General features: G+C 62.8%; 21 protein-coding genes and 1 pseudogene. 9 read left to right on the forward strand and 13 right to left on the reverse strand.

Features of this window, described 5'->3' with window-relative positions; translation table 11 throughout:
* Window positions 1-11 precede the first annotated feature (11 nt).
* The 4 genes and pseudogenes from AC3CB8_RS20060 to AC3CB8_RS20075 all read right to left on the reverse strand — a co-directional run.
* Window positions 12-419, reverse strand: coding sequence for an ATP-dependent Clp protease proteolytic subunit (locus AC3CB8_RS20060; RefSeq protein ID WP_352565591.1), 408 nt, complete (start codon window positions 417-419; stop codon window positions 12-14).
* Between the two features lie 276 nt (window positions 420-695).
* A complete protein-coding gene (locus tag AC3CB8_RS20065) occupies window positions 696-998 on the reverse strand; it encodes a DUF982 domain-containing protein (RefSeq protein ID WP_015317826.1) in 303 nt (100 codons plus the stop codon).
* Between the two features lie 151 nt (window positions 999-1,149).
* Window positions 1,150-1,305, reverse strand: a complete 156-nt coding sequence (locus AC3CB8_RS20070) for an oligopeptide/dipeptide ABC transporter ATP-binding protein (protein WP_023773784.1) — start codon at window positions 1,303-1,305, stop codon at window positions 1,150-1,152.
* A gap of 136 nt (window positions 1,306-1,441) precedes the next feature.
* Window positions 1,442-1,501 (reverse strand): annotated as a pseudogene (locus AC3CB8_RS20075) (hypothetical protein); the annotation flags it as partial.
* A gap of 84 nt (window positions 1,502-1,585) precedes the next feature.
* Here AC3CB8_RS20075 and AC3CB8_RS20080 point away from each other — a divergent pair.
* Both AC3CB8_RS20080 and AC3CB8_RS20085 read left to right on the forward strand, forming a co-directional pair.
* Window positions 1,586-1,768 (forward strand): hypothetical protein, encoded by a 183-nt coding sequence (locus tag AC3CB8_RS20080; protein WP_435053053.1) that lies wholly within the window; start codon window positions 1,586-1,588, stop codon window positions 1,766-1,768.
* A 101-nt stretch (window positions 1,769-1,869) separates the two neighbouring features.
* The gene (locus AC3CB8_RS20085) at window positions 1,870-3,327 is read left to right on the forward strand and encodes an NCS1 family nucleobase:cation symporter-1 (RefSeq protein WP_352565593.1); all 1,458 of its coding nucleotides are present in this window, start codon (window positions 1,870-1,872) and stop codon (window positions 3,325-3,327) included.
* Between the two features lie 36 nt (window positions 3,328-3,363).
* Here AC3CB8_RS20085 and AC3CB8_RS20090 read toward each other — a convergent pair whose 3' ends face one another.
* From AC3CB8_RS20090 to tpiA, 5 genes are all read right to left on the reverse strand, one after another.
* The gene (locus AC3CB8_RS20090) at window positions 3,364-3,903 is read right to left on the reverse strand and encodes a DUF1697 domain-containing protein (protein WP_352565595.1); all 540 of its coding nucleotides are present in this window, start codon (window positions 3,901-3,903) and stop codon (window positions 3,364-3,366) included.
* Between the two features lie 8 nt (window positions 3,904-3,911).
* The gene (gene pyrG, locus AC3CB8_RS20095) at window positions 3,912-5,549 is read right to left on the reverse strand and encodes a CTP synthase (protein ID WP_083883046.1); all 1,638 of its coding nucleotides are present in this window, start codon (window positions 5,547-5,549) and stop codon (window positions 3,912-3,914) included.
* A gap of 298 nt (window positions 5,550-5,847) precedes the next feature.
* The gene (locus tag AC3CB8_RS20100; RefSeq protein ID WP_023795189.1) at window positions 5,848-6,978 is read right to left on the reverse strand and encodes a L,D-transpeptidase; all 1,131 of its coding nucleotides are present in this window, start codon (window positions 6,976-6,978) and stop codon (window positions 5,848-5,850) included.
* A 208-nt stretch (window positions 6,979-7,186) separates the two neighbouring features.
* Complete coding sequence (secG, locus tag AC3CB8_RS20105; protein ID WP_352565598.1) at window positions 7,187-7,663, reverse strand: preprotein translocase subunit SecG; 477 nt, start codon at window positions 7,661-7,663, stop codon at window positions 7,187-7,189.
* Window positions 7,664-7,830: 167 nt separating this feature from the next.
* Window positions 7,831-8,601, reverse strand: coding sequence for a triose-phosphate isomerase (gene tpiA / locus AC3CB8_RS20110; RefSeq protein ID WP_352565600.1), 771 nt, complete (start codon window positions 8,599-8,601; stop codon window positions 7,831-7,833).
* Between the two features lie 143 nt (window positions 8,602-8,744).
* On the opposite strand from tpiA, the gene AC3CB8_RS20115 reads away from it, so the two are divergent.
* The 5 genes from AC3CB8_RS20115 (at window position 8,745) to AC3CB8_RS20135 (ending at window position 14,250) form a co-directional block, all read left to right on the forward strand.
* On the forward strand, window positions 8,745-10,637 hold the full coding sequence (locus tag AC3CB8_RS20115) for a SurA N-terminal domain-containing protein (RefSeq protein WP_023773791.1): 1,893 nt from the start codon (window positions 8,745-8,747) through the stop codon (window positions 10,635-10,637).
* Window positions 10,634-11,644, forward strand: a complete 1,011-nt coding sequence (gene trpD, locus AC3CB8_RS20120; protein ID WP_352565602.1) for an anthranilate phosphoribosyltransferase — start codon at window positions 10,634-10,636, stop codon at window positions 11,642-11,644. The genes AC3CB8_RS20115 and trpD overlap by 4 nt, the downstream gene beginning before the upstream one ends.
* 3 nt (window positions 11,645-11,647) lie before the next feature.
* A complete protein-coding gene (trpC, locus tag AC3CB8_RS20125) occupies window positions 11,648-12,496 on the forward strand; it encodes an indole-3-glycerol phosphate synthase TrpC (RefSeq protein WP_023795192.1) in 849 nt (282 codons plus the stop codon).
* Between the two features lie 66 nt (window positions 12,497-12,562).
* Window positions 12,563-13,045 (forward strand): cyclic pyranopterin monophosphate synthase MoaC, encoded by a 483-nt coding sequence (moaC, locus tag AC3CB8_RS20130; protein ID WP_023773794.1) that lies wholly within the window; start codon window positions 12,563-12,565, stop codon window positions 13,043-13,045.
* Window positions 13,045-14,250: a molybdopterin molybdotransferase MoeA gene (locus tag AC3CB8_RS20135; RefSeq protein WP_023795193.1), complete on the forward strand. Its 1,206-nt coding sequence runs from the start codon at window positions 13,045-13,047 to the stop codon at window positions 14,248-14,250. The genes moaC and AC3CB8_RS20135 overlap by 1 nt, the downstream gene beginning before the upstream one ends.
* Before the next feature lie 32 nt (window positions 14,251-14,282).
* On the opposite strand, the gene AC3CB8_RS20140 is transcribed toward AC3CB8_RS20135, so the two are convergent.
* Entirely contained in the window at window positions 14,283-15,194 is a 912-nt protein-coding gene (locus tag AC3CB8_RS20140) for an alpha/beta hydrolase (RefSeq protein WP_435053054.1), read from the reverse strand.
* A 230-nt stretch (window positions 15,195-15,424) separates the two neighbouring features.
* Between AC3CB8_RS20140 and AC3CB8_RS20145 the strand changes: the two genes are divergently transcribed.
* A complete protein-coding gene (locus AC3CB8_RS20145) occupies window positions 15,425-17,050 on the forward strand; it encodes an AMP-binding protein (RefSeq protein ID WP_352565607.1) in 1,626 nt (541 codons plus the stop codon).
* Window positions 17,047-17,883, forward strand: a complete 837-nt coding sequence (kynA, locus tag AC3CB8_RS20150; protein WP_352565609.1) for a tryptophan 2,3-dioxygenase — start codon at window positions 17,047-17,049, stop codon at window positions 17,881-17,883. The genes AC3CB8_RS20145 and kynA overlap by 4 nt, the downstream gene beginning before the upstream one ends.
* A 68-nt stretch (window positions 17,884-17,951) precedes the next feature.
* Here kynA and kynU read toward each other — a convergent pair whose 3' ends face one another.
* The 3 genes from kynU to AC3CB8_RS20165 all read right to left on the reverse strand — a co-directional run bounded on the left by kynU (window position 17,952) and on the right by AC3CB8_RS20165 (window position 20,970).
* The gene (gene kynU / locus AC3CB8_RS20155) at window positions 17,952-19,199 is read right to left on the reverse strand and encodes a kynureninase (RefSeq protein WP_023773799.1); all 1,248 of its coding nucleotides are present in this window, start codon (window positions 19,197-19,199) and stop codon (window positions 17,952-17,954) included.
* A 62-nt stretch (window positions 19,200-19,261) separates the two neighbouring features.
* Window positions 19,262-20,185: an ABC transporter permease gene (locus tag AC3CB8_RS20160; protein ID WP_023795197.1), complete on the reverse strand. Its 924-nt coding sequence runs from the start codon at window positions 20,183-20,185 to the stop codon at window positions 19,262-19,264.
* A gap of 5 nt (window positions 20,186-20,190) precedes the next feature.
* On the reverse strand, window positions 20,191-20,970 hold the full coding sequence (locus AC3CB8_RS20165) for an ABC transporter ATP-binding protein (RefSeq protein WP_023773801.1): 780 nt from the start codon (window positions 20,968-20,970) through the stop codon (window positions 20,191-20,193).

The raw sequence follows: 20,970 nt of genomic DNA on the forward strand, positions 1-20,970 counted from the left end.
CAATCCGGACGTCACGCATGATATCTGCTGGCGAGCCCTCCAAGAACGACGATGCGGTCGGCCAGCGACGAGGCCTGAGCCAAGGTGTGCGTGACAATCAGCGCGGCGGACCGCGGGGCGTCAAGGCTTCGTTCGTGCACCAGCAGAGTTGTATCCGGCGTCAGGTATCGCGCTTCTTTGGGAACCGCGGCCAAAATAGTGATGCCTGCGGAATAGACATTCGTTTTCCCCACGGCGGGACGTCCGGCATGGCGCTGCAACCACTGGAGTTCAACCGCAATGCGGCGCGCGGCGTCGGCGTCTCTGCCCTGCGTGTTCAGTTCTACCCGCAGAGGACTGTTCTGCTGGAGTCGTTCAAGCACGAACTTTACCGTGTTGGCGGCATGCAAGCCGTTGATGGAGCGGTTGGGCGAGTTCATTGACGATCCGAGGATCGGCCACGTCAGATCTTCGCCTCTTCGCCCGCGGGTCGTCAACCGGCGATGGTAGAGCCGGCAATGCCGGTCTGTCCAATCCAGGTGCAATGGCGAGTTTTGCTTCTAGCATGCTTGATATTGACGCCGGTTCGCGATTCGCTCGATTGTGGGTTCAGGGAGAATTGAGAAGCGATACCTCGACATGTCCCGAAAGGGCAGACACAACCTCCATCGCGTCCGTCACGGGCGCGATCCACCAGAAGCAAAGGGGCGTGGCGGCTATCGCCGCAGCGCGTGTATGCTCGCCATGCTGTCGCTGCCCATCGGCAGCGCCATGTCATCGTCGAGAAGCCGCGTGATCCGGGCGAATCCGGTGAACGCTTTTCTGGCTTCCTCCGCCGACATCTGTCCCGACAGGGCAGCCGAGCAGCAATTCAGCGCGCACTGATACACTGGGCCACGTCGTCCCGTCGGCCATTTACGCAAGAAAACCATCGCCTCGGCAACACTATCCACTTCTTCTACAGGATGCCCCTGCCCGCGCGATATCCGCACGGGCGCAAAGAAATGCAGGTAGTCCATTGTTTCCTCCCGGTCGATCGAGATGTGCTCGATCGAACCCTGTGAAACGCCCCGCCTGGCCATTTGTTCCATACGGAAAACAGAAATGTTTAAAGAAATTTAGCGGCCGGATTGGTGCTCCCTCAACTCCGGCCGTTCCGATCGGCAGCGCTCAACCGCGATTGGGCATCGGGGGGCGCTTACGCGTCCCACTGGGCGTCGTCTGCACGACGGGAACGGCCGAGATCAGGGCCTGGCTGTAAGGGTGGGCGGGGGCTGAAAACACCTCTTCCGCCGGGCCCTCCTCGACGATCGAGCCGATATACATGACCGCGATGCGGGTTTCTCCTGGAGATCGGCAAGCAGGTTGACGATCTGCGTGCAACGGTTCGGCCACCAGGTTGCCGATTCTTGGCAATGCCGAGCACGCCGAGGACGTGCACCGGGCTGCCTTGCCGGGCCAGCGCGATCAGCAGGCCGACCACTGCGGCCGCAACGCCCATGTCGGCCTTCATATCGAACATCTGCTGGCCGCGTTTTGTGCAGAGACCGCCGGAATCAACACAACGCCGAAATCCAACACGACGCTGGATGATTGTACGCTGATCATGCGTGAGACGATCAATGGCGCTGGAATAGCGCTCGCCGACAGGATGACGGCCCAGAATCTGCTGCAGCAGGGCAAACTGGAAGCCGTGGATCGAGAATTCGAATCAACAGGCAGCCCTGTTGCAAAAGCGGCTCACCATCAGGGCCTGTCGATAATCGCCGTTCGCATTGAATATCTTTAAGGCCAAAGCCTGCAAATCGATTGCTTGCCGGTTCCCCTACGTCAGGCGTAACCTCTGCGGTCAACGCGTGAGGGCGCGTGCTGCAAGAAGGGGACATTGCAATGACGATACAAGGCGCATCGCCTGACCTGTATAATGAAGACCTCGCTCCTGCCAAGGTTCGGAACTGGGGACCGTTCTCGATCTTCAACGTCTGGACGTCGGACGTCCATAGCCTATGGGGCTACTACCTCGCCGCCAGCCTGTTTCTGTTTTGTGGCGGCTTCGTCAATTTCATCATCGCCATCGGCATCGGTTCGCTGATCATCTACGCACTGATGAACATGGTTGGTTACGCCGGTGTGAAGACCGGTGTGCCCTACCCCGTGCTCGCCCGCGCCTCCTTCGGCATCTGGGGCGCCAACATTCCGGCACTGGTGCGCGCCATCGTCGCCTGCTTCTGGTACGGCGCGCAGACAGCGGCCGCCTCAGGCGCCATCGTCGCATTGCTGATCCGCTCGCAATGGTTTGCCGATTTCAACGCCAACACCCATTTCCTTGGCCATTCCGGCCTGGAGGTGATCTGCTTCGTAGTCATATGGGCACTGCAACTGCTGATCATCCAACGCGGCATGGAAACGGTGCGCCGCTTCCAGGACTGGGCTGGCCCGGCGGTCTGGGTGATGATGCTGATCCTGGCGGTCTATCTCTGCGTCAAATCAGGAACCTTCGCCTTCACCAGCGATATCCCAATGGATGTACTGCTGGAAAAGACCAAGGATGCGGGGGTCCCTGGTGATCCAGGGTCTTGGACCGCACTGTTTGCCGTGGCGGCGATCTGGGTGACGTACTTCTCGGCGCTCTATCTCAACTTCTGCGATTTCGCCCGTTATGCCCCCGACCAGGCATCGCTGCGCAAGGGCAATATTTGGGGCCTGCCTATCAACCTGATCCTGTTCTCGCTGGTCGCCGGCGTCACCACCATCGCCGCATACGACGTCTACCATGAGGTGCTGCTGCACCCCGACCAGATCTCGGCCAAGTTCGACAGCTGGTTCCTGGCCGCCCTTGCCGCCCTGACCTTCGCCGTGGCGACTCTCGGCATCAATGTCGTGGCCAACTTCGTCTCGCCGGCCTTCGATTTTTCCAATGTCTTTCCCCGCCAGATCGACTTCAAGAAAGGCGGCTACATCGCGGCCGTCATCGCGCTGGTGCTCTATCCCTTTGCGCCGTGGGAAGGCAGTGCCGCATCCTTCGTCAACGTCATCGGCGCAACGATGGGGCCGATCTTCGGCGTGATGATGGTCGATTACTATCTGATCCGCAAAGGTGAAGTCGACGTCGAGGCGCTATATCGCGAGGACGGCGAGTTCCGCTTCCAGGGTGGCTGGCACGTCAATGCCTTCGTCGCCGCCGGCATCGGCGCCATCTTCTCGTCGATCCTGCCCAACTTCACCAACTGGCTGCCGTCCTGGTGGGGCGTCTATGGCTGGTTCTTCGGCGTGGCGATTGCCGGCGTCATCTACTACGTGCTGCGCACTGCGGCCGTGAGCGCCAGCGCCAAGATGGCGAAAGCTTGATGAAACCAAAGCGGGGCGGCCCCGAGCCGCCTCGCTTTACCGCGCGATCATTTCGGCCAGCTTGCGCACGGTGTTCCAGTTGCGCGAGGTGCCGACGCCCATGCGCTTGTGGTTGGCAGCGGCAAGTAGGCGCGAGCTGGGCCTCTCCCTTGAAAAGACGACCCAGATGTCGCCGCCGACCAGAAGCACTTTCTCGTCCGCGGCGGCACAGGCTTGAAGCCCGGATATGGCGTCTTCGGCTACAGGTTTGCGCATTACGCGCACCGCCACCTGGTCGCCGGCTTCCACCGACTCGGTCGGGAATGGATTGCTGCTTGCGAGTTTGCGCCAGTCTTCGGCGGCACGGACGATGATATCGACGTGGCGGCCAAAGGCCTGTTCGAACGCGGATTCCAGCAGCTTCTCGAGTCCGGCGACCGAGATCCTTTCGCTCTCGAAGACCAGGTTGCCGGTCGCCACCAGGGTGCGGACATTATTCAGGCCGAGGCTTTCCGCCATGGCCTTGAGGTCGGACATGACGACCCGCCGCCCCTCTCCCAGGATGATGCTGTAGAGAAGCGCGACATAGGTCCGCATGGAAGCCGTCAGACCAGGCGGCTCTGCTCCACCGCCGCCTCGATGAAGCTGGCAAACAGCGGATGCGGATCGAGCGGCCGGCTCTTCAGTTCGGGGTGATATTGCACGCCGATGAACCAGGGATGGTCGGGGTATTCGACCGTCTCCGGCAGCACACCGTCGGGCGACATGCCTGCAAACACCAGCCCGCAATCCTCCAGGCGCTGCTTGTAGTCGATATTGACCTCGTAGCGGTGCCGGTGACGTTCGGAAATCTGGGTGTCGCCATAGATGTCGGCGATCTTCGAACCCTTGGCGAGCTCGGCCTGATAGGCGCCGAGCCGCATGGTGCCGCCGAGATCGCCAGTCGCCCTGCGCTTTTCCAGCATGTTGCCTTTCAGCCATTCGGTCATCAAACCGACGACAGGTTCCTTGGTCGGGCCGAATTCAGTCGACGAGGCATGTTCGACACCGGCCAGCGATCGCGCCGCCTCGATGCACGCCATCTGCATGCCGAAGCAGATGCCGAAATACGGCACCTTGCGCTCGCGTGCGAATTTTGCCGCCAGGATCTTGCCTTCCGAGCCGCGTTCGCCGAAGCCGCCGGGCACCAATATGCCGTGCACCTTCTCCAGCCATGGCGTCGGGTCTTCCTTTTCGAATATCTCCGATTCGATCCAGTCGAGCTTGACCTTGACGTGGTTGGCCAGCCCGCCATGCGAAAGCGCCTCGATCAGCGATTTGTAGGCATCCTTGAGGCCGGTATACTTCCCGACGATGGCGATGGTGACCTCGCCTTCCGGATTGTGGATACGGTTGGAGACTGCCTGCCACGGCTCCATGCGCGGCTTGGGCGCCGGCTCAATGCCGAAGGCGGCCAGCACTTCCGAATCCAGACCTTCCTTGTGATAAGCCATCGGCACATCGTAGATGTGCGGCACGTCGAGCGCCTGGATGACGGCGCTTTCCCTGACATTGCAGAACAGCGACAGCTTGCGGCGCTCTTCCTTGGGGATGGCGCGGTCGGCGCGCACCAGAAGAATGTCGGGCGCGATACCTATGCCGCGCAGTTCCTTGACCGAATGCTGGGTCGGCTTGGTCTTCAGCTCGCCCGCCGTCGGGATGTAGGGCATCAGCGTCAGGTGGACATAGACGGCGTTGTTGCGCGGCAGGTCGTTGCCGAGCTGGCGGATTGCCTCGAGGAAAGGCATCGCCTCGATGTCGCCGACCGTGCCGCCGATCTCGCACAGCACGAAATCATAGTCGTCATTGCCGTCGAGGACGAAGTTCTTGATCTCGTCGGTGACGTGCGGGATCACCTGCACCGTGGCGCCGAGATAATCGCCGCGCCGCTCGCGCTCGATGATGTTCTTGTAGATACGCCCGGTCGTGATGTTGTCCTGCTGATTGGCGGACCGGCCGGTGAAGCGCTCGTAATGGCCAAGATCGAGGTCCGTCTCGGCACCGTCGTCGGTGACGAACACCTCGCCGTGCTGGTACGGCGACATCGTGCCGGGATCGACGTTCAAGTAGGGGTCGAGTTTTTTGATGCGTGCGCGATAACCTCGCGCCTGCAGGAGAGCCCCAAGGGCCGCTGCGGCAATGCCTTTTCCAAGTGAGGAAACCACGCCGCCTGTGATGAATACATATCGCGCCATGGGAGTCATCGCTTAACGCGGCCGGATTGATTCCGCCAGAGAAAAAACCGCCGCGAAGGCTTTTTCCCAAAAAGGCGCTCGGACCATGATCCCGAAAAGTGGGATCCGGTTTTCGGGACAGGCATCACCGCCAAAGGGTTTTGACCGGGGACCTTAGAGCAATTCCAGGAAAAAGTGCGTAGCGGTTTTCCGTCCGGAATTTGCAGTAAAAACAAAGCAGTTACAGAGATTCCATCAAACATTGAATTGCGCTAAGCAAAACAAAAGGGCCGGCTGAGCCGGCCCTTTCGGCATGATGACGGAAACGTCAGATGATGACGACTTTGGTGCCGACCCGGACGCGGCTGTATAGATCCATGACGTGCTCATTCATCATGCGGAAGCAGCCATTGGACGCGCTGGTGCCGATCGACTGCGGCGCGATGGTGCCGTGGATACGCAGATGCGTGTCCTTCCTGCCGTCATAGAGATAGATAGCACGGGCGCCGAGCGGGTTCTGGCCGCCGCCGGCCATGCCGTCCTTGTACTGGCCGTAGTGCTTGGGCTCGCGCTTCTGCATGTCGAGCGTCGGGATCCAGCGCGGCCACTCCTGCTTGTCACCGACCGCGACCGTGCCCTTGAACTGCAGGCCTTCGCGGCCGACCGCGATGGCGTAACGGCGTGCGGTGGTCGACGATTCCACGAGGTAGAGTCGGCGAGCGCTGGTGTCGATGACGATTGTGCCGGCGTCATAGCCGGTGAATTCCACGTCCTGAGGCACGAATTCCGGCTTCACCTTGAACGGCTTCTTGGCGTTCTTCTGGGCAAGTGCCGAGTCGAGCGCGCGTGTCTCGGGCAGATAGCTGATCGATGAGCCAGACGAGGTTCCACCGAACAGACCCGCGAACAGGCCGCCGCTTGACTGCTTCTGGCCGCCGACGACCTCGCTGCGCAGTTCGCCATTGTTGCCCGTCAAAGCGACATTCATCGCCTCGGCTGGGATGGCCTCGGCCGCCGGGATCGGGGTGACAGGTTCGATCGGTTCGATGATCTTGACGGTCTTCTTGGCCGGCTTGGCGTCGGCCAAGTCCGTTGCCGCCGCTTTCTGGCCCTTGCTGACTAGGAACGCCTGCCGATCTGCGTCAGCCCTGGCCTTGGCCGCCTCGCGCATCGCCATTTTCCTGGCCTCGAGCGCCTTGGCCTTGGCATCCTCCTTGTCGGCAACGATCTTGGCCTCGATCTTCTTGATCTGGGCGAGATCCTCCGGCGTGGGGTTTTTCTTCTTCTTGAGAAGCTTCAACTGCGTCGCATCGCTTTTGGCAGCGACGGGGATGGCGTCGGTCTTTTCAAGCGATACCGACTGTTGTGCGGCCATGTTTGCCGGCATGGCGGCGGAGGCCGGGGAACTCATGCCGATTGCGGCGCAAAGTCCCAGGAAAATGAAGCTGCGAAGCTGCATGGCGAAGATCCGATCGTTCAATGCTTGTTGCCCACGGCGTCGCCCGACGTCCCCCAAGGACGCGAAAATGCCGCGTGCAATCTATAGTCGAATAAGCGCGTATGCCTCAAGCGCGAGACCGCGCCGCGGTCCGTCGAATCTTCGTGATTGCGCAGCATTTGCCGCGACTGTGTTCAAACGAACACAGATCGCGGTTTCGAACGTAAGGTTATTGGTTCGGAACCTGAGGCGACGCCGGCGCGGTGTTGGTGGCTCCATTGGCCGCTGGCGGCGTGGTGCCGCCGGCGGGCGCGGTGGCCGGGGCAGTTGCCAGCGGTTTTGTCGCGGCGTCGTTGCCGGACGGCGGCGTCGGCGTGGTGTTGCCGGCGGGTGCCGGCGTGGCCGTACCCGGCAATTGGTTGAGCACGCCCTTGCCGGCGCCATCCGAGGTCGCGGGAACCCGATCGAGAATGTCGATCGGCTTTTCGCCATAGCGGGCAATGATCGACAAGGTCAGCGACGTCACAAAGAACGCTGCCGCCAGGATCGCCGTCGCCCGGGTCAATGCGTTTGCGGCGCCGCGCGCGGTCATGAAGCCCGATCCGCCACCAATGCCGAGACCGCCGCCTTCGGAGCGCTGCAGCAGCACCACGCCAACAAGGGCGAGCACGACCATGAGATGGATGACGATCAGTACGGTTTGCATAATTTATCCTGGCAAGGCCCTGCCCGGCCGCGGACACGGCCGGTGAATTGGAGGCGGCTCAATACAATGCTTTCACGGCATTTCCAAGCCCGTGGCCGGAATATGGGAAGCAACGCCCCCTTTGCAACGAATTTGGAAGGGATGAGACCCCGCCATCCTGGTGAATCTCAGCCCGCAATGCTGCGATAGGCTTCGGCGATACCCAGGAAATCAGCCGCTTTCAGGCTGGCGCCGCCGACCAGCGCGCCGTCTACATTCCTGACGCCCAGCAGTTCAACGGCGTTGGAGGGCTTGACCGAGCCACCGTAGAGGATGCGCATCCTGGCGGCGGCGGTCCCAAGTTTTTCCGCCAGCTTTTCGCGGATATGCGCATGCGCCTCGGCCACATCGGCCGTGGTTGGCGTAAGGCCGGTGCCGATCGCCCACACCGGCTCATAGGCAATGACGGTGTTGGATGGCGTGGCGCTTGGCGGCACTGAGCCGGCGACCTGGCGCGACAGCACCTCCAGCGTGGCTCCAGCCTCACGCTCCTGCCGCGTCTCCCCGATGCACACGATGGCCACGAGCCCGGCCCGCCAGGCGGCGGTGGCCTTGGCCTGGACCGTCGCATCGTCCTCGCCGCTTTGCTCGCGACATTCGGAATGGCCGACAATGACGTGGCTGGCGCCTGCGTCCTTCAGCATCTCCGCGGAAATGCAGCCGGTATAAGCACCGCTTTCCTTGGGATGACAGTCCTCGCCACCGGCATGGACCGGCGTGCGCGACAAAATCTCCGCGGCATGGGAAAGCAGCGTCGCGGGAACGCACACCAGCGCTTCGGTCTCGGCGTCGAGCCCGCTCATGAAACCGTTGCCGATCATCCTGAGCTCGTTCAGCGAGGCGCTGGTACCGTTCATTTTCCAGTTGCCGGCGACAATCGGGCGAATTCCTGGCGTCATGGTGTGCTTCTCCGGGCGATATCAAGCTCTGGCCCTCACTACCAAAATCAGGCCACAAAGCAATCGACAGTGGGCCGGAAGGGCGCTATTGCGCTTGTTTCAGACTCGGCGCATGCGAAAATGCGCATAAATCGGAAGTAACCATGCTTGGTGTATTGAGAAGCGCGGCGGGTACCTGGGTCGCGAAGACATTGCTTTCGCTGCTGGTGGTCAGTTTCGCCGCCTGGGGCATCTCCGGACGGCTGATGGGCGGCTTTGCGGGCCACGATTCGGTGATAACGGCCGGCGGCACCAAGGTATCGATCAACGAATACCGCCTCGCTTATGACCGCCAGCTCGCCGTCATGTCGCAGCAGTTTGGTCAACGCCTCACTCATGAACAGGCAAAGGCGCTCGGCATCGACAACCAGGTGCTGGCGCAACTCGTTTCCGGTGCCGTCCTCGACGAGCAGGCACGCAAGCTCGGCCTCGGCCTCTCCAAGGACCGGCTGGCCGAACTCACCCGCGAAGATCCGGCTTTCAAGGGCCCTGGCGGTCAGTTCGACCGAAGGACATTCGACTACATGCTGCACCAAGTCGGCATGCGGCCCGAGGATTATCTGAAGAACCGTGCCCAGGTGGCGGTGCGCCAGCAGATTGTCGAGGCGGTCTCGGACGGCCTCAAGGCACCGGACACGTTTTTCAAGGCGGTCGCGCTCTATCGAGGTGAAGACCGCACGGTCGACTATTTGACTTTGCCTAGGGCGCTGGTCGAGCCGATCGCGGCGCCGAGCGACAGCGTGCTTCAGGCCTATTTCGAGGCCAACAAGAAAAGCTATGCCGCACCTGAATACCGAAAATTCTCCTATGTCCGCCTGGAACCGGCGGACATCATGGATACGACCGCGGTCACCGACCAGCAGGTCAGTGACGACTATAACAAGAACAAGGCACGCTACACCACGCCCGAAACGCGCACCATCGAGCAGCTTGTGTTCAAGACGCCGGATGCCGCCAAGGCGGCGCTCGATTCGCTCAAGGCCGGCGCTACCTTCGACAAGCTGGTGACCGCCGAGGGCAAGACCCCGGTCGACACGCTGCTTGGCACGCTCGCCAAGGACAAGATCGCCGACAAGGCGGTTGCCGATGCCGCCTTCGCGCTCAACGCCAACGAAGTCAGCCAGGTCGTGCAGGGCGCCTTCGGTCCAGTGCTGCTGCGCGTGACCGAGATCAAGCCCGAGGTGGTAAAGCCGCTCGCCGAAGTGTCCGACCAGATTCGCAAGGACCTGGCGCTGGGCGAGGCAAGCCGCATCCTTTTGGATGTGCACGACAACTATGAAGACACCCGCGCATCGGGTAGTTCGCTGGCCGACGCGGCCGCCAAATTGAAGCTTAAAGACATCACCATCGACGCCATCGACCGCAACGGCCTGAGGCCCGATGGCTCCATAGTCAAGGACCTGCCGGAATCGCCGGCGTTGATCAAGGCCGTCTTCGATGCGGAGCCGAACACCGAAAACGAGGCGCTGACCACGGCGGACAACGGCTTCGTCTTCTATGAAGTCGGTTCGATCACACCGGCCCGCGACCGCACTCTTGATGAGGTGCGCCAGAAGGTTGTCGCCGACTGGACGGCGGCCGAGACCGCCAAGCGGCTCGCCGCCAAGGCGGACGAACTCGAGAAGCGCCTCAAGGCCGGTGCCACGCTCGACGTCATCGCCGGCGAACTCAAGCTGGAGAAGCAGACCAAGCGCGGCTTGAAGCGCGAAGCCGACGATGCCGATTTCGGCAAGGAGGGCGCCGCCGTCATGTTCGGCGTCGGCGAAGGCGGCACCGGATTGATCCCCTCGCCCACCGGCGACGGCCAGATCCTGTTCAAGGTCGCCGAAGTGTTCGAACCGGCCGGCGCCGACGCCAACTCGGTGCCGGACGACGCGCAGAAATCATTCACCTCCGGCATGTCCGACGACCTGCTCGACCAGTTGGTGGCGCAGTTGCAGACGCAGTACGACGTCCGCATCGACCGGGCCGCCGTTGCCCAAGCCTCGACAAGATGAGCGCGCTGAAAACCCATATTGCCAAAGTCGCGACCGGCACCGCCCTGTCCTTCGAGGAGGCCTGCGAGGCCTTCGACATCATCATGTCGGGCGATGCGACCCCAGGCCAGATCGGCGGTTTCCTGATGGCGTTGCGCGTACGCGGCGAGACGGTGAGCGAAATTTCGGGCGCTGTCGCCACAATGCGCGCCAAGATGCTGCGCGTCGATGCTCCTGACGGCGCCATCGACATCGTCGGCACCGGTGGCGACAATTCGCACTCGGTCAACATCTCGACGGCTTCCGCCTTTGTCATTGCCGGCAGCGGCGTGCCGGTCGCCAAGCACGGCAATCGCGGCCTGTCCTCGCTGACCGGCGCGGCCGACGTGCTGATTGCCCTTGGCGTCAGGATCGACATCGCGCCGGAGCTAATCGGCAAGTGCATCCATGAAGCCGGCGTCGGCTTCATGTTCGCGCCAGCGCACCATCCGGCTATGAAGCATGTCGGTCCGGTTCGTGGCGAGCTTGGTACGCGCACCATCTTCAACCTGCTCGGCCCGCTTTCGAACCCGGCTAGCGTCAGGCGGCAGATGGTCGGCGTGTTCATGCCGGAATGGATCATGCCGGTGGCCGAAACGCTGAAGGCGCTCGGCACCGAGCATGCCTGGGTCGCTCACGGCGATGGTTATGACGAGATCACCACCACAGGCGAGACACAGGTAGCCGAACTGATCGGCGGCGAAATCCGCGGCTTCACGCTGACCCCGGAAGAGGTTGGACTGAAGCGTCATACCAAGGATGAGTTGCGTGGCGGTGATGCGGCCTACAATGCCAAGGCCTTGCGCGATATGCTGGGCGGCACCGCCGGCGCTTATCGCGACACGGTGTTGATGAATGCCGGCGCCGGACTGGTGATTGCGGGCAAGGCTACGACGCTCCGTGATGGCATCGCCATCGCCGCACAGGCCATCGACAGCGGCCGGGCGCTGCAGGTGCTCGACCGGCTGGTCGAGATTTCGAACGGGTGAACCGTGTCTGACATTCTGCGCAAGATCGAAGCCTACAAGCGCGACGAGATCGCCGCCGCCAAGGCACGCGTGCCGCTGGCAGAGATCAAGGCGCGCGCGAAGGACGCCGACGCGCCGCGCGGGTTCCTCGCCGCGCTCGAAGCGAAGCGCGGATCGGGTGGTTTCGCACTGATCGCCGAGATCAAGAAAGCAAGCCCGTCCAAAGGGTTGATCCGTGCCGATTTCGATCCGCCCAGCCTGGCCAGGGCCTATGAAAAAGGCGGCGCGGCCTGTCTTTCCGTGCTGACCGATGCGCCCTCCTTTCAGGGCGCACCGGAGTTTCTGACCGAAGCGCGAGCAGCCGTGGCGCTGCCCGCCCTGCGCAAGGATTTCCTGTTCGACCCTTACCAGGTCTACGAGGCGCGGGCCTGGGGCGCGGACGCCATTTTGATCATCATGGCCAGCGTCGATGATGCCATGGCCAGCCAACTCGAATCGACCGCTTTCGAGCTCGGCATGGATGCCCTGATCGAGGTCCACGATGAACCCGAGACGGAGCGAGCGCTGAAACTGTCATCGCAATTGATCGGCATCAACAACCGCAATCTGCGGACATTCGAGACCAGCCTCGATACGTCGGAGCGGTTGCGGGCGATGGTGCCGGGCGGTCATTTGCTGGTCAGCGAAAGCGGCATCTTCTCGCATGACGATTGTCTTAGACTGCAAAGGATGGACATCGGCGCCTTCCTGGTGGGCGAGAGCTTGATGCGCCAACGGGACGTGACTGGTGCAACGCGCTCGCTGCTCACGGGCAAGGCGTCCGATGCATCGGGCCGAAAATCGGAATCGATTTTCGGAGAGCACGATGCATAGAGTCAAAGCGATAGAGCGCACTTTGTGCGTCCGAATGGACGCACGTCGCTCTATGGCGATTTGACGATGACAGGCGCTCTCACCCATCTTGGCGCACAGGGCGAGGCCAATATGGTCGATGTCGGCGGCAAGGACGAGACGACGCGCACCGCGATCGCCGAGGGTTTCGTCTCGATGCAGCCTGAGACGCTGAAGACCATCCTCGCCGGCAATGCCAAAAAAGGCGATGTGCTCGGCACGGCGCGCATAGCCGGCATCATGGCGGCGAAGAAGACGCATGAACTGATCCCGCTCTGCCACCCCCTGCTGCTGACCAAGGTTTCCGTGGACATCGAGCCTGACCATGCTCTGCCCGGCCTGAAGGTCACCGCCCTTGCACGCGTCACCGGCAAGACCGGCGTCGAAATGGAAGCATTGACGGCAGCTTCGGTGGCCTGCCTGACCATTTACGACATGGCCAAGGCGGTGGACCGCGCCATGATCATCTCCGGCATACGGCTGGTCGAAAAGACCGGTGGCAAGTCCGGCGACTACAAGGCAGGTCTTTGATGGCACTGGTTCCGGTCGCCGACGCGCTCGAGCGCCTGCTCGACGACACTATGCCGCTGGCAGGCGAAAGCGTCCCGCTCATCGAGGCGATCGATCGTGTGCTGACTGAACCGGTCATGGCGCTGCGCACCCAGCCGCCCTTCAACGCTTCGGCCATGGACGGCTATGCAGTGCGAGCCGCTGATGTCGCGTCGGTCCCGTCGAAACTCTCGGTGGTCGGCATGGCGCCCGCCGGACGTGGCTTTGACGGCGCGGTCGGCCAGGCACAGGCAGTGCGTATCTTCACCGGCGCACCGTTGCCTGACGGCGCCGACACCATCGTTATCCAGGAAAACGTCCGGGATCTCGGCGGCGGCAACATCGAAGTGATCGAGCCCACCGCCACGTGGCGTAACATTCGCCGCGTCGGCCTCGATTTTTCCAAGGGCGACGTGCTGCTGGAGAAGGGGCGCGTGCTCGACCCGGCGGCACTGTCGCTGACGGCATCGGCCAATCATCCCCGAGTAAGCGTGGTGAAGCGGCCGCTGGTCGCCATCATCGCCACCGGTGACGAGCTGTTGCCGCCCGGCAGCGAACTCGGGCCTGACCAGATTATTTCGTCCAACTCCTACGGCGTCGCCGCTGCGGCACAATCGGTCGGTGCCTGTGCGCTCGATCTCGGGATCGCTGCCGACCGCAAGGACGATATCGCCGGCCTGGTCAGGAAAGCAGTCGCGGCGGGCGCCGATGTCATCGTCACGCTGGGCGGCGCCTCGGTCGGCGACCACGACCTGATTCATGACGTGCTGACCGGCGAAGGCATGACGCTCGGCTTCTGGAAGATCGCAATGCGTCCCGGCAAGCCGCTGATGTTCGGGCGCCTCGGCGCTATCAGATGCATCGGCCTGCCCGGCAACCCGGTAGCAAGCCTGGTCTGCTCGCAACTGTTCCTGAAGCCGCTTCTGGCACGGCTGGGCGGTCGCGACCATCGTCAGGACATCCGCCCGGCACGGCTGGGCGCCGCACTGGCGGCCAATGATCTGCGCCAGGATTACGTGCGGGCGGTGGTCAGGGAAGATGACGGCGAACTGGTGGCGACGCCGTTCGGCATCCAGGATTCCTCGATGCTGAGAATGCTGGCCGACGCCAACGGACTGGTCGTGCGCGCGCCTTTTGCCCCTGCGTCCGCCGCGGGCGACACTTGCAGGGTTCTGATGTTACGCTGAAGAATTGCATCATAACCAGCCGATAACTGGACCTATTCCGAGATCAATGTTTGCGTCAACGCATGCGCCGGATCGGCAAGGCCATCGACAACGTCGTAATGATGCCGGTCGGGCTCGACCACGGTACTGGTGGTGGCGCCAAGTCCGGTCCAGATGTTGGCCAGTAACGCATTCTGGCGCAAGAACTCGGAACGCTCTCCACCGCCGGCCCAGCAGGTGATGCGGACACCATCGATTGGCCGCAGCAGTGCCGGGCTTTCCGTCAGCGCCTCATGCTCATCGATTTTCAGCACGGCGTTCATGCCGGTGCGCATCAGCGGGCGCAAATCGTGCAAGCCGGAAATCGAAACGACGTGGCGTATGCGCCGCACGACATCGGTGGCGAGCGGTGTGGTTGTGGTCACCATGCGGCTGGCGAGATGTCCACCGGCCGAATGTCCGGTCAATATCAGCGGTCCCCCGACCATTGCCGCCGCTTTGCCGATCGCCGCCCCGATTTCGCTGACAATGCCGGCAATGCGGATGTCCGGGCAGAGCGTGTAGGAAGGCGCAGCCACGGCAAAGCCGTTGCCGACCGCGCCCTTGGCGAGATGCGACCAGCCGCTTTTATCGGACTCCAGCCAGTAGCCGCCATGGATGAACACGACGAGCCCCCTGGGCGTGGCCTCCGGCAGGAAAAGGTCGAACCGGGTGCGCGGCCGATCGCCATAAGCGATGTCGAACCGTGCCCGGCCCTCCCCCGACAGTGCGTCACGGAACGCTTGCGCCGGTCCTGACCAGGCGGCCGGCCAACGGTCGCTGCCGGCAATATTCGGGCCGTTGGCGTAGGCATTGTCCCAATCGGCAATGCGATGGTCGAGCATCGGCACCCTCCCCGAACAGCGTCGTCTCCGCGTAGCAATGGCCGCCACCATGTCGTGCGTCAAGGCTTTGGGGTGAAACATTTTAGGCTTGAAACAAATTTCGACTGGTGCGATCCTGCCTGCAGAAGAACCGACAGAATGGGAAGGTCCGCTGTGCTTTCCGAACCTGCCGATGGTCACCTTTCCGGTGACATGTCGACAAGAGTGTAGCCGGCCGCACGAAGCCTTCCGCGAGAGACAGGAATTCAGATCCACCGCCTCCCGCCAAGTGCCTTGCACGCTGGCCGGCGGCAGACAGGGACAGCGGCGACATGCTTGTGCCTTCAGCGCATACCGACACGTTCACGCGCGATAATCTGCCGCCGCCCGAGCAATGGCCTGACTTCCTGCTCGACGGCTTCGACTATCCAGAACACCTCAATGCCGGTGTCGAATTGACCGACAGGCTGGTCGAGAAGGGCCTCGGTGACCACACCGCGCTGATCGGCAACGGCCGCCGCCGCACCTACAAGGAACTGTCCGACTGGACGAACCGGCTCGCCCATGCGCTGGTCGAGAACTACGGCGTCAAGCCGGGCAACCGGGTGCTGATCCGCTCCGCCAACAACCCGGCAATGGTCGCCTGCTGGCTGGCCGCCACCAAGGTCGGTGCTGTCGTGGTCAACACCATGCCGATGTTGCGCGCCGGAGAACTCACCAAGATCGTCGACAAGGCCGAGATCACGACCGCGCTCTGCGACACAAGGCTGATGGACGAGATGACCGCCTGCGCCAAGGACAGCGCATTCCTGAAGCAGGTGATCGGCTTCGACGGCACGGCCAACCATGACGCCGAGCTCGACCGCGCCGCCCTTGACAAGCCGGTTACCTTCACCGCCGTCAGCACCGGCCGCGACGATGTAGCCCTGCTCGGCTTCACTTCGGGGACGACCGGCGTGCCGAAGGCGACGATGCATTTCCACCGCGACCTGCTGATCATCGCCGATGCCTACGCCCGTGAAGTCCTGCAGGTGACGCCCGACGACATCTTCGTCGGCTCGCCGCCGCTCGCCTTCACCTTCGGCCTTGGCGGGCTTGCCATCTTCCCCCTGCGCTTCGGCGCGGCGGCAACACTGCTGGAACAGGCGACGCCGCCCAACATGGTCCATATCATCGAGACCTACAAAGCGACCATTTCCTTCACCGCGCCGACCGCCTACCGGGCCATGCTGAGGGCCATGGACGAAGGCGCCGATCTGTCATCGTTGCGCGTTGCTGTCTCCGCAGGCGAGACCTTGCCGGCGCCGGTCTTCGAAGAGTGGACGCGAAAGACCGGCAAGCCTATCCTTGACGGCATCGGCGCCACCGAAATGCTGCACATCTTCATCTCCAACCGCTTTGACGACAGGAAGCCCGCTTCGACCGGCAAGCCGGTGGGCGGTTACGAGGCGCGCATCGTCGACGAGGAGATGCGCGAGGTGCCGCGTGGCGAGACCGGACGGCTGGCGGTGCGCGGGCCGACCGGCTGCCGCTACATGGCCGATGACAGGCAGAAGGACTATGTGCGCGACGGCTGGAACCTCACCGGCGATACCTTCACGCAGGATGAGGACGGCTTCTTCCACTTCGCCGCACGTTCCGACGACATGATCGTCAGCGCCGGCTACAACATCGCCGGACCCGAGGTCGAGGCGGCGCTGCTGTCGCATCCCGATGTCGCCGAATGCGCGGTCATCGGTGCCGAGGACGGCGAGCGAGGCCAGATCGTCGAGGCGCATGTCGTGCTGGTGCAAGGTGTCCCGCCAGACGCAATGACCGTCAAGCGCCTGCAGGACCACGTCAAGGCAGCCATCGCGCCCTACAAATATCCCCGATCGGTCAAATTCATCGCCGCTCTGCCGAAGACCCAGACCGGCAAGATCCAGCGCTTCCGGCTGCGCACGGAGAAGATCAAGTGAGCGAGCCTTACGATCCGGCCTCCGAAGGCGCAGAGATGTCGTTCAAGGAGCGCATGTCCTACAGCGACTATCTGCACCTGGAGAAAGTGCTGGAGGCCCAGACGCCGATGTCCTCGGCGCATGATGAAATGCTGTTCATCATCCAGCACCAGACATCGGAATTGTGGATGAAACTCGCCTTGCACGAGATTGGCGCGGCGATCCGCTCGATCCGTGCCGACCGCCTCGAACCGAGCTTTAAGATGCTGTCGCGTGTCGCCCGCATTTTCGAGCAGTTGAACAATGCCTGGGACGTGCTGCGCACGATGACGCCCAGCGAATACACCGAGTTTCGCGACGCGCTCGGCCAGTCCTCGGGTTTCCAGTCCTGGCAGTATCGCGCCATCGAGTTCATGGCCGGTAACCGCAACCTCGCCATGCTCGGGCCGCACAAGCACCGGCCGGACCTCAGCCAGAAGCTGGAGACGATCCTGGCGGAGCCGTCGCTCTACGATGAAGCGCTGCTGCTTCTGGCGCGCAATGGCTTCGACATCGGGCCGGACGCAAAGCGCACGGATTGGCGCGAGACGCGGACCGAGAACGAAGAAGTCCTGGTCGCCTGGCAGACGGTGTACCGCGATCCGCAGCGCTACTGGATGTTTTATGAACTGGCGGAGAAGCTGGTCGACTTCGAGGACTATTTCCGCCGCTGGCGGTTCAACCACGTCACCACCGTCGAGCGCATCATCGGCCTGAAGCGCGGTACCGGCGGCACGTCGGGAGCCTCCTATCTCAAGAAGATGCTCGAGGTCGTCCTGTTTCCGGAACTGTGGACGGTTCGCACCCGGCTTTGAACTCTCGTTTGGCTCAATTCCCGTGGGAAAAACCGCGTCACGGTTTCCCACGGGAATTGCGCCGCTTTTCAGGTCACCGCCGTCTTGACCGCGAAGCGCGCATCCTGCCAGGCGCCGGTGCGCAGGATATCTTCCAGCACCTCGACCGCCCGCCAAACATCGGCGTAGCCGACATAGAGCGGGGTGAAGCCGAAGCGGATGGTCGACGGCGCACGGAAATCGCCGATCACGCCGCGCTCGACCAGGGCCCGCATCACCTGGTAGCCGTTGGGGTGGAGGAACGAAACCTGGCTGCCACGCTGCTTGCCGTCGCGCGGGCTTTCCAGCTCCAGGCCGTAGGCGCCGCATCTGGCCTCGACGAGCTGAATGAACAGGTCGGTGAGCGCGATACTCTTCTTGCGCACCGCCGCCATGTCGACGTCGTCCCACATATCCAGCGCCCCCTTCAGCGCCCGCATCGACAACACCGGCTGCGTGCCGCACAGGAACCGGCGGATACCGCTGCCGGCCGCATAACCCTGCTCGAAAGCGAAGGGCCGCGCATGGCCCCACCAACCGCTGAGCGGCTGCTGGACCTTATCGTGATGACGCTCGGCGGCGTAGATGAAGGCAGGCGCGCCCGGGCCGCCATTGAGATATTTGTAGCTGCAGCCGATGGCGAAATCGGCATTGGCGCTGTCGAGCTCGACAGGCAGCGCGCCGGCGGTGTGGCAGAGATCCCAGACGATCAGCGCTCCGACCTGATGGGCCTTGCATGTCAGTGCCGCCATGTCGCGCAATTTGCCGGATTTGTAGTTGACGTGGTTGACCAGGATGACCGCGACGCGCTCGTCGATGAGATCCTCAATGGTCGGCGCATCAACGCCCTCAAGCCGCAACACCGTGCCGGGGCGCGTCGAGGCCACGCCTTCGGCCATGTAGAGATCGGTTGGAAAGCTGTCGCCCTCGGCGACGATGACCGAGCGGTCCGGCCGCATGCCGAGTGCGGCATGCAGCACCTTGTAGATGTTGATCGAGGTCGTATCGCAGACCACCGTCTGGCCGGCCGCCGCGCCGATCAGCCGCCCCAGTTGGTCGCCGAGCGCGACCGGCATGTCGAACCAGCCGGCGGTGTTCCAGGCACGGATCAGATCCTGCGCCCATTCCTGGGTCGCGGCTTTCCGCAGCTCGTCGAAGACGGCGGGTGCCGCGGCGCCGAGTGAATTGCCGTCGAGATAGATGACGCCTTCCGGCAAGATGAACCGGTCGCGCATGGCACGCAGCGGGTCCGCCGCGTCCATGGCTCCGACGGCTGCGAGATCGAGCGTTGCACGCATCATTTGTACATTTCCTGGTTATTCACGCCCTGGTTATTTCCGCCTTGGTGATTCACGCCGGGCTACTCACGAATAGCTTCGCGAACCGGTGCGTACCCCCGGCTGCGCTTGAGGCTGGGCAAGGCAAGCATGGCCAGCACGAACAGGCCCGTCGCAAGCTTCAGGTCAGGCGGCGGCATGCCGGCCGCAAGGCAGAACGACACCAGCTGGTAGTAGATGATCGCGCCGGCGAAGGGCGCCAGCAGTTGCCGCCAGACCGTTTGCTTGCCGACGACGGCTTCGCCGATCATCAGCGCGGCAAGGCCGTTGATGAGAATTCCCAGGCCCATATTGACGTCGGCGAACCCTTGCGACTGCACCATCAGCGCACCGCTTGACGCCGAAAAAGCGCTGGCCAGCCCGACACCGCCTATGGTCGCGGCCCAGACATTGATGCCTTGCGCCTCGGCCATGTCAGGATTGGCGCCCACGGCGCGGACGGCAGTCCCCTTCTCGGTCCTGAAGAACATGTAGAGCAGCATGAAGGCGACAAGCGCGAGGAGACCCGCGACGACGATCTTGCTGGCGGGGAAACCCGGCCGCGCGAACGGCACCCAGTCGAACACCGAGGGCGAACCGAAGACCGACAGGTTGGACTTGCCCATGATGCGAAGGTTGATGCTGTAGAGCATCGTCATCATCAGGATGCCCGCAAGCAGCGTGTGGATGCGGAAGCGCAGATGGATGAAGGCGGTGCAGCAGCCCGCCGCGAAGCCGGCGACAAGGGCGGCGGCGATGCCCATCAGCGGCGATGCGCCGGCGGCAAGGAGAACGCCGCAGACGCAGCCGCCCAGCGGAAAAGCGCCTTCGCTGGTGAGATCGGGAAAATTCAGCATGCGAAACGGGATCATGATCCCGAGCACGACAAAGGCCAGGATCAGGCTTTGCGCCAGGGTGACCGGCATGATCGCGACGAAGCTGGCGAGAACGTCCCCAACAAAACCCATGATGATCAACTCGCCAGCAACATGCGATCGGTCTTGACGGAGAAATGGCCGATCAGATCGACAACCGTGACCCTCGCCTTCTCCTGCCCTGTGACTTCCAGGAGCACCCGGCCGGCATCGAGCATGATCACCCGGCTGCCATGGTCGACGGCGTGTTGCATGTTGTGGGTCACCATCAGGGTGGTCAGCTTCAGCGCATTGACGGCGCGCACCGTCGCGCGCATGACGATCTCGGCCGTGCGCGGATCGAGCGCTGCCGTATGCTCGTCGAGCAGCAGCAGATCCGGCGATCCTCCGACAGCCATGATCAGCGACAGCGACTGCCGCTGCCCGCCCGAGAGCAGGTCGACACGGGTATCGAGACGGTTTTCAAGGCCGAGGCCCAATATCGACAGGCGCTCCTTGTAGGACGCCAGCCGTGTGGCGTTCAACCCCTGCCGCAGCGTGCGTTTTTGACTGCGCAGGTCGGCCAGCAGCATGTTCTCCGCCACGGTCATGCTGGCGGCGGTGCCGCGCATCGGATCCTGGAAGACGCGCGCCAATCTTTCGGCACGCTTGTGCACCGGCATCCCTGTCACATCCGCGCCATTGATCAGGATCTTGCCGGAATCCAGCACAAGAGCACCAGAAATGGCGTTGAGCATGCTGCTCTTGCCGGCCCCGTTTGAGCCGATGACGACCCCGAACTCTCCCGTGGCCAAGGACAGGCTGAGACCGTCCAGCGCGACCTTCTCGTCGGCCTGGCCTTTGTAGAACACTTTGCGCGCGGATCGTATCTCGAGCAT

Source organism: Mesorhizobium sp. P160927 (genome assembly GCF_057766385.1).

Coding starts and splice junctions, on each gene's coding strand:
- AC3CB8_RS20085 (WP_352565593.1), top strand. CDS start 1,870: ATGACGATACAAGGCGCATCGCCTGACCTGTATAATGAAGACCTCGCT.
- AC3CB8_RS20080 (WP_435053053.1), top strand. CDS start 1,586: ATGCGTGAGACGATCAATGGCGCTGGAATAGCGCTCGCCGACAGGATG.
- moaC (WP_023773794.1), top strand. CDS start 12,563: ATGACAGGCGCTCTCACCCATCTTGGCGCACAGGGCGAGGCCAATATG.
- AC3CB8_RS20060 (WP_352565591.1), bottom strand. CDS start 419: ATGAACTCGCCCAACCGCTCCATCAACGGCTTGCATGCCGCCAACACG.
- tpiA (WP_352565600.1), bottom strand. CDS start 8,601: ATGACGCCAGGAATTCGCCCGATTGTCGCCGGCAACTGGAAAATGAAC.
- AC3CB8_RS20115 (WP_023773791.1), top strand. CDS start 8,745: ATGCTTGGTGTATTGAGAAGCGCGGCGGGTACCTGGGTCGCGAAGACA.
- kynU (WP_023773799.1), bottom strand. CDS start 19,199: ATGCGTGCAACGCTCGATCTCGCAGCCGTCGGAGCCATGGACGCGGCG.
- secG (WP_352565598.1), bottom strand. CDS start 7,663: ATGCAAACCGTACTGATCGTCATCCATCTCATGGTCGTGCTCGCCCTT.
- trpD (WP_352565602.1), top strand. CDS start 10,634: ATGAGCGCGCTGAAAACCCATATTGCCAAAGTCGCGACCGGCACCGCC.
- AC3CB8_RS20070 (WP_023773784.1), bottom strand. CDS start 1,305: ATGTATATCGGCTCGATCGTCGAGGAGGGCCCGGCGGAAGAGGTGTTT.
- pyrG (WP_083883046.1), bottom strand. CDS start 5,549: ATGACTCCCATGGCGCGATATGTATTCATCACAGGCGGCGTGGTTTCC.
- AC3CB8_RS20165 (WP_023773801.1), bottom strand. CDS start 20,970: ATGCTCGAGATACGATCCGCGCGCAAAGTGTTCTACAAAGGCCAGGCC.
- AC3CB8_RS20145 (WP_352565607.1), top strand. CDS start 15,425: ATGCTTGTGCCTTCAGCGCATACCGACACGTTCACGCGCGATAATCTG.
- AC3CB8_RS20065 (WP_015317826.1), bottom strand. CDS start 998: ATGGACTACCTGCATTTCTTTGCGCCCGTGCGGATATCGCGCGGGCAG.
- AC3CB8_RS20090 (WP_352565595.1), bottom strand. CDS start 3,903: ATGCGGACCTATGTCGCGCTTCTCTACAGCATCATCCTGGGAGAGGGG.
- AC3CB8_RS20160 (WP_023795197.1), bottom strand. CDS start 20,185: ATGGGTTTTGTTGGGGACGTTCTCGCCAGCTTCGTCGCGATCATGCCG.
- AC3CB8_RS20100 (WP_023795189.1), bottom strand. CDS start 6,978: ATGCAGCTTCGCAGCTTCATTTTCCTGGGACTTTGCGCCGCAATCGGC.
- AC3CB8_RS20140 (WP_435053054.1), bottom strand. CDS start 15,194: ATGTTTCACCCCAAAGCCTTGACGCACGACATGGTGGCGGCCATTGCT.
- AC3CB8_RS20135 (WP_023795193.1), top strand. CDS start 13,045: ATGGCACTGGTTCCGGTCGCCGACGCGCTCGAGCGCCTGCTCGACGAC.